The organism is Noviherbaspirillum sp., assembly GCF_036846085.1.
Lineage (GTDB): Bacteria > Pseudomonadota > Gammaproteobacteria > Burkholderiales > Burkholderiaceae_D > Noviherbaspirillum.
In genome coordinates this window covers 1-6,530 of the sequence record NZ_DAIUCO010000283.1, presented here as the reverse complement: position 1 = coordinate 6,530, position 6,530 = coordinate 1, and the positions used below count along the sequence as shown (strand labels likewise).

The following is a 6,530-nucleotide window of genomic DNA, read 5'->3' as shown; positions in this document are numbered from 1 at the left end:
CCCCTCCCTAGCCCTCCCCCTGCGAGGGGGAGGGGACCGGCCAAAGAAACCTTAACCTATACACCATGACCCAAGATCCCCAGGAACGCTTCGCCGGCACCCGCCCCGTCGCTCCCCAGCATGCGTTCGACATTCCCAAGCTCGCCGCCTTCATGCACGCCAACGTCGACGGATTCAGCGGCGACCTGCAGGTGGAGCAATTCAAGGGCGGTCAATCCAACCCGACCTTCCTGCTCACTGCCGGCGGCAAGCAGTACGTCATGCGCCGCAAGCCGCCCGGCACCTTGCTGCCGTCCGCGCATGCGGTGGATCGCGAATACCGCGTCATCACCGCATTGGCCAAGACCGACGTCCCGGTGGCGAAATCCTACGCGCTGTGCGAAGACGACACGGTGATCGGCAGCGCGTTCTACATCATGGATTACGTGCAGGGGCGCATTCTCTGGAATTCCGCCTTGCCGGGTTTCGAGCCGGCCGAACGCGCCGCCTTGTTTGGCGAAATGAACCGCGTCATTGCCGCACTGCATAGCGTCGACTACGAGGCGGTCGGCCTCGGTTCCTACGGCAAGCCGGGCAACTACCTGGAGCGCCAGGTGGCCCGCTGGACCAAGCAGTACCGCGCCTCGGAGACGGAGCGTATCGATGCGGTCGAAAACTTGATCGACTGGCTGCCGCAGAATATCCCGGCAGCCGATGAGACACGCATCGTGCATGGCGACTTCCGTATCGACAACGTGATCTTCCATCCGACCGAACCGCGCATTCTCGCGGTGCTGGACTGGGAACTGTCGACGCTGGGCCATCCGCTGGCCGACTTCGCCTACCACTGCATGACCTGGCGCATGCATCCTGGGCAGTCGCGCGGCATGGCCGGTCTGCCATTCACCGAACTCGGCATTCCGACCGAGGACGAATACATCGCCGCCTACTGCAAGCGTACCGGGCGCGACGGCATTCCGAAAGGCGACTGGGAGTACTACATGGTGTTCAACATGTTCCGCCTCGTCGGCATTCTGCAGGGCATCGCCAAGCGCGCGCTGCTCGGCAACGCGTCCAGTGCCGACGCTGTGGAAACCGGCAAGCGTGCCCGTCCGCTTGCCGAACTGGCGTGGCAGTATGCAGAACGCATCCGTTCCAATTCTTAACCGAAAGACAAACATGACATTCGCTTATTCCGACAAGGTCAAGGACCTGCAAAAACGCGTCACCGCATTCATGGACGAACATGTCTATCCGGCGGAGGCAGTCTTCGCCGCCGAGATGGATGCCGCCCGCAAGGCCGGCAATCCCTGGCAGGCAACCAAGATCGTGGAAGAGCTGAAACAAAAAGCCCGCGCCGAAGGCCTGTGGAACCTGTTCCTGCCCGAGTCCGAACTTGGCGCCGGCCTGACCAACCTCGAGTACGCACCCTTGTGCGAAATCATGGGACGCTCGTCCATCGGTCCGGAATCCTTCAATTGTTCCGCGCCGGATACCGGCAACATGGAAACCATCGTCCGCTATGGATCGGAAGCCCATAAGGAACAATGGCTGAAGCCGCTGCTGGCCGGCGAGATCCGCTCCGGTTTCGCGATGACCGAGCCGGATGTGGCGTCGTCCGACGCGACCAACATCCAGGCGCGGATCGAGCGCGATGGCGACCATTACGTCATCAATGGCCAAAAATGGTGGACTTCCGGCGCAAACGATCCGCGCTGCAAGATCCTGATTTTCATGGGCAAGACCGATCCGGACAATGGCAACCGCCACCGCCAGCAGTCGATGATCCTGGTGCCGATGGATACCCCGGGCGTTACCGTCCTGCGCCACCTGCCGGTGTTCGGCTACGACGACGCTCCGCACGGCCATGCCGAAGTTCGTTTTGAAAACGTCCGCGTACCGGCGAGCAACATTCTCCTTGGCGAAGGACGCGGATTCGAAATCGCCCAGGGTCGCCTTGGGCCTGGGCGGATCCACCATTGCATGCGCCTGATCGGCAAGGCCGAACGTGCGCTGGAAAAAATGTGCCGTCGCTCGCTGAAGCGGGTTGCATTCGGTAAAGCGGTGGCGGACCAGGGTGTCACCCGCGAGCGCATCGCCAATGCCCGCATCATGATCGACCAGGCCCGCTTCCTGGTGCTGAATGCCGCGCACATGATGGATACGGTCGGCAACAAGGCGGCCGCCAAGGAAATCGCGATGATCAAGGTGGTTGCGCCGAACATGGCCTGCCAGGTGATAGACTGGGCGATCCAGGCGCACGGCGCGGCTGGCGTCAGCGAGGATTTCGGACTGGCGCAAGCCTATGCGAGCTCGCGTACACTGCGCCTGGCCGACGGTCCGGACGAGGTGCACCGCAATGCGATCGCCAAGCTGGAACTGTCGCGCTATATCGAGCGATAAGTCGTACGTGCGTAGCGGCGCCGGTGCCTGCCATCGGTGCCGGTTCCTGCGTCACGGCTTTCGCGTTACGGTTTTGCGTAAGTCAACCAGTCACGGAAACATCGATGTCCAATCGCCACTTCGCCTTTTGGCCGAGTAACCAGCCGCGGCACCTGAGCGTGCCGCAAACCAGCCTGTTTTACAACGTGGAAGTGTCAGCCACCCGCTTCCCCGACAAGCCGTACATCATCTTTTATGACACGCCGATCAGCTTTGCCGAGTTCAAGGACGAAGCGGAGCGCATTGCCGGCTACCTCGAGCATGAGTGCGGGGTGAAGAAGGGCGACAGGGTGCTGCTGTACATGCAGAACAGCCCGCAATTCATTCTTGCGTATTACGGCATTCTCCGTGCCAATGCGGTGGTGGTTCCGGTCAATCCGATGAATCTCACCACCGAGCTCAAGCATTACGTGCACGATACCGGCGCCACGACCGCATTCGTTCCGCAGGACCTGCTGCCGAACATGCAGCCGCTGCTCGGCGACGGGTTGCGGCATATCGTCGTGGCCGCCTACTCGGACTACCTGAAAAGACCGACGGATCTCAAGGTGCCGGAATTCGTCGCCGCGCCGCGCCAGCAGGTTGCCGGCGAAGGACTCGTGCTCTGGTCCGACATGCTGGCCCGCGATCTGCGGCCGGGACCGGTGACGACCGGCCCGGATGATCTTTGCACGATGCCTTATACCTCGGGAACGACCGGCAATCCAAAGGGTTGCATGCACACGCACCGAAGCGTGATGTATAACGCCGTCGCCGGGGTGCAATGGTTCGGCACCACTTCCGATGCGGTACTGCTGTCGGTACTGCCTTTCTTCCACGTCACCGGCATGCAGGGCAGCATGAATTGCCCGCTTTACATCGGCGCGACCATCGTCCTGCTGCCACGCTGGGACCGTGATGCCGCCGCGCTCTGCGTGGAACGCTACAAGATCAGCGGCGCACAGCTGATTTCCACCATGGTGGTCGATTTCCTTTCGAATCCCAAGGTGGACCAGTACGACCTGTCGAGCATGTCCCGCATTCGCGGCGGCGGCGCAGCGATGCCGGAAGCGATCGCGCAGAAACTCACCGACCTGCTCGGCATCCATTACGTCGAGGGATACGGCATGTCGGAAACCATGGCCGCTACCCACATCAACCCGCCGGAACGGCCGAAGAAGCAATGCCTCGGCGTGCCGATCTATGACGTCGATGCACGCGTCGTCGATCCGACGGATTTCCGCGAACTGCCGCCCGGCGAGACGGGCGAAATCATCGTCTCCGCACCGCAGGTGATGGCCGGGTACTGGAATAATCCGGAAGCGACCGAGGCGGCGTTCATCGAACTCGACGGCAAGCGCTTTCTGCGCACCGGCGATCTCGCCACCACGGATGAAGACGGCTACTTCTTCATGGTTGACCGCCTCAAGCGGATGATCAATGCATCCGGTTTCAAGGTATGGCCGGCGGAAGTCGAGGCGTTGATGTACCAGCATCCGGCGATCAAGGAAGCATGCATCATCGCCGCCCGAGATGCGAAGCGCGGCGAAACGGTGAAGGCCGTCGTGGTCCTGAAGGATGAGTATCGCGGCAAGGTTGGCGAGCAGGACATCATCGACTGGTCCCGCCAGAACATGGCGGCGTACAAATGCCCGCGGATCATCGAGTTCATGGATTCCCTGCCGAAGTCGGGATCCGGGAAGGTACAGTGGCGGGAGTTGCAGGAGAGGGATTTGGCGGTATAGCTTTTCGCAGATGGGTCGAGGCCTGAACAACATCCTCAGTATGTTTCCTTCCCCTGATAGGGAAAAGGAGCCGGTCAGCGAGCCGGATTCATTTGCCAAATCCATCATCAGATCTCAACCTATAAAAATCAACGAGGAGACAAACATGCGTTTCGAAAACCGCGTCATCATCATCACCGGCGCTGCAAGCGGCATCGGCCGCGCCGTCGCCGAACGGATCTTCAGCGAAGGCGGCAACGTCGCGCTGATCGACCGCAACACCGAAGGCCTCGCGGCCGTGGCGGAGTCGCTTGGCGATCAATCCCGGGTCTGGTTCCGCGCGCTCGACATTGCGAAGGAAAGTGAAGTGGAGCAATGCGTCGCCGATATCGTCGCCCGTTTTGGCCGTGTCGATGCGCTTTGCAACAACGCCGGCATCGCCGGCGGCGATTATTCATTGATCACCGAGACCGATACGAACGTGTGGCAGCAGATCATGGCGGTCAATGTCATGGGTGCGGTGCACTTCACCAAGTACGCCGCACGCATCATGCGGGATCAAGGCAAGGGTGCGATCGTCAATACGGCATCGGTCGCGGGCGTGCGGTCGGGTGCCGGCGGCAATGCGTACAGCGCCTCGAAAGCGGCGGTGATCAATCTTACCCAGACGACCGCCTGCGATCTCGGTGAATGGAATGTGCGCGTCAATGCGGTTTGCCCCGGCCTGATCGAAACCGGCATGACCGCGCCGGTTTTCGACCGCGCACGTGCCGCGCAGAAGGAACACAAGCTCGGCTCGCGTTGCGAATTGCGGCGTTACGGGAGGCCGGCCGAGGTCGCTGCGGTCATCGCCTTTCTCGCCAGCGACGACGCCAGTTATGTCACCGGTCAGGCGTTGCCGGTGGACGGCGGCAATACCGCATCGCTGAACCTGCCGGGCATGAAGGTCTGACCAGACGGCTTGCCGCCGGGAGCTGCAGGAAGCATCTTTGGAAACGGTTGCGGGCGGGTTGATGTCGGGCAGAAACGCCGAGTTGCGCGGACGGTACGATGAGCGGCGCAGGCCGGTCTCCGCGTCCGCAGAACGTTCTCAGGCCGCTCTGACGGAAGGCAGCGTTACCCGATAGCCATTCGGATTTTTTGACAGGACTTTTAGCATGACCCTTGAACAATTGCTTGACCAGGAATTTGTCACCTTGCCCGATCTGATCCGCGTCCATGCCCGCGATCAGCCGCGGCATGCCGCACTGATCCAGGATGACCGCTCGGTCAACTACGCCGAGCTCGATGTACTTGTCGACCGCGTCGTCGCTTCGCTGCAGCGGGACGGCATCACGTCCGGCGATGCCATCGCCATCTGCGCCAACAGCTCCATCGAATACGCAGCCGTCTTTCTCGGCGGTCTGCGCGCCGGTGTCGCCGTTGCGCCGCTCGCGCCTTCGTCGACACCGGAAAGCCTGATTACCATGGCGGCGGATGCGGATGCGAAACTGTTCTTCGTCGACGCGGCGGTCGCCGCCGAACTGGAGAAGGTGAAAGCGTCGCTGCCGGCCAAGCTGATGCTGCTTGACGGTTCGGCTGAGCCGACGTTCAACACATGGCTTGCACCGGAAGGCGCTACCGGTACGCCAGTGACGATTGCGCCAGACGCGCCGTTCAACATCATCTACTCGTCGGGTACGACCGGTGCGCCGAAAGGCATCGTGCAATCGCATGGCATGCGCTGGCAGCATATCCAGCGCGGTGTGCTCAACGGCTACGGATCCAGCGCAGTGACGCTGATTTCGACGCCCTTATACTCGAACACCACGCTGGTCAGCTTCTTTCCCACATTGGGCCTGGGCGGCACGGTGGTGCTGATGGCGAAGTTCGATGCCAGCCGCTATCTGGAACTGGCGCAGCGGCACAAGGTTACTCATACCATGCTGGTGCCGGTGCAATACCGTCGGATCATGGCGCATCCCGAGTTCGATCGCTATAACCTGTCGACCTTTGAGAAGAAATTCTGTACCAGCGCGCCGTTCTCGGCTGACCTCAAGGCCGATATTCTCAAGCGCTGGCCAGGCGGCCTCATCGAGTACTACGGCATGACGGAAGGCGGCGGTACCTGCATCCTCGCCGCGCATGAACATCCGGACAAGCTGCATACGGTCGGATGCCCGGCGCCCGGACACGACATCCGCCTGATCGACGACCAGGGCAGGGAAGTGCCGCAGGGCGAGATCGGCGAAGTGGTCGGCCATTCGGCATCGATGATGAACGCCTACCACAAGCAGCCGGAGAAGACGGCCGAGGTGGAATGGTTCGACCCTTCCGGAAAGCGTTTCATCCGCACGGGTGACGTGGGCCGCTTCGACGAGGACGGTTTCCTGACGCTCATGGACCGCAAGAAGGACATGATCATCT

At 61.5% G+C, this 6,530-nt stretch carries 5 protein-coding genes; all 5 read left to right on the top strand.

The window, feature by feature from the left end; all coding sequences use genetic code 11:
- Positions 1-65 precede the first annotated feature (65 nt).
- A complete protein-coding gene (locus tag V7080_RS22495) occupies positions 66-1,145 on the top strand; it encodes a phosphotransferase (protein ID WP_334190613.1) in 1,080 nt (359 codons plus the stop codon).
- 13 nt (positions 1,146-1,158) lie between these two features.
- Positions 1,159-2,382: an acyl-CoA dehydrogenase family protein gene (locus tag V7080_RS22490; RefSeq protein WP_334190612.1), complete on the top strand. Its 1,224-nt coding sequence runs from the start codon at positions 1,159-1,161 to the stop codon at positions 2,380-2,382.
- A gap of 104 nt (positions 2,383-2,486) precedes the next feature.
- The gene (locus tag V7080_RS22485) at positions 2,487-4,145 is read left to right on the top strand and encodes a long-chain fatty acid--CoA ligase (protein ID WP_334190611.1); all 1,659 of its coding nucleotides are present in this window, start codon (positions 2,487-2,489) and stop codon (positions 4,143-4,145) included.
- 145 nt (positions 4,146-4,290) lie between these two features.
- On the top strand, positions 4,291-5,076 hold the full coding sequence (locus V7080_RS22480; RefSeq protein ID WP_334190610.1) for an SDR family NAD(P)-dependent oxidoreductase: 786 nt from the start codon (positions 4,291-4,293) through the stop codon (positions 5,074-5,076).
- 205 nt (positions 5,077-5,281) lie between these two features.
- Positions 5,282-6,530 (top strand): class I adenylate-forming enzyme family protein (locus V7080_RS22475; protein ID WP_334190609.1); only part of this gene is annotated, 1,249 nt, incomplete at its 3' end.

What these genes read in the sequence shown, in the direction of transcription:
- V7080_RS22495 (WP_334190613.1), top strand. Translation starts at nt 66, where the DNA reads ATGACCCAAGATCCCCAGGAACGCTTCGCCGGCACCCGCCCCGTCGCT.
- V7080_RS22490 (WP_334190612.1), top strand. Translation starts at nt 1,159, where the DNA reads ATGACATTCGCTTATTCCGACAAGGTCAAGGACCTGCAAAAACGCGTC.
- V7080_RS22485 (WP_334190611.1), top strand. Translation starts at nt 2,487, where the DNA reads ATGTCCAATCGCCACTTCGCCTTTTGGCCGAGTAACCAGCCGCGGCAC.
- V7080_RS22480 (WP_334190610.1), top strand. Translation starts at nt 4,291, where the DNA reads ATGCGTTTCGAAAACCGCGTCATCATCATCACCGGCGCTGCAAGCGGC.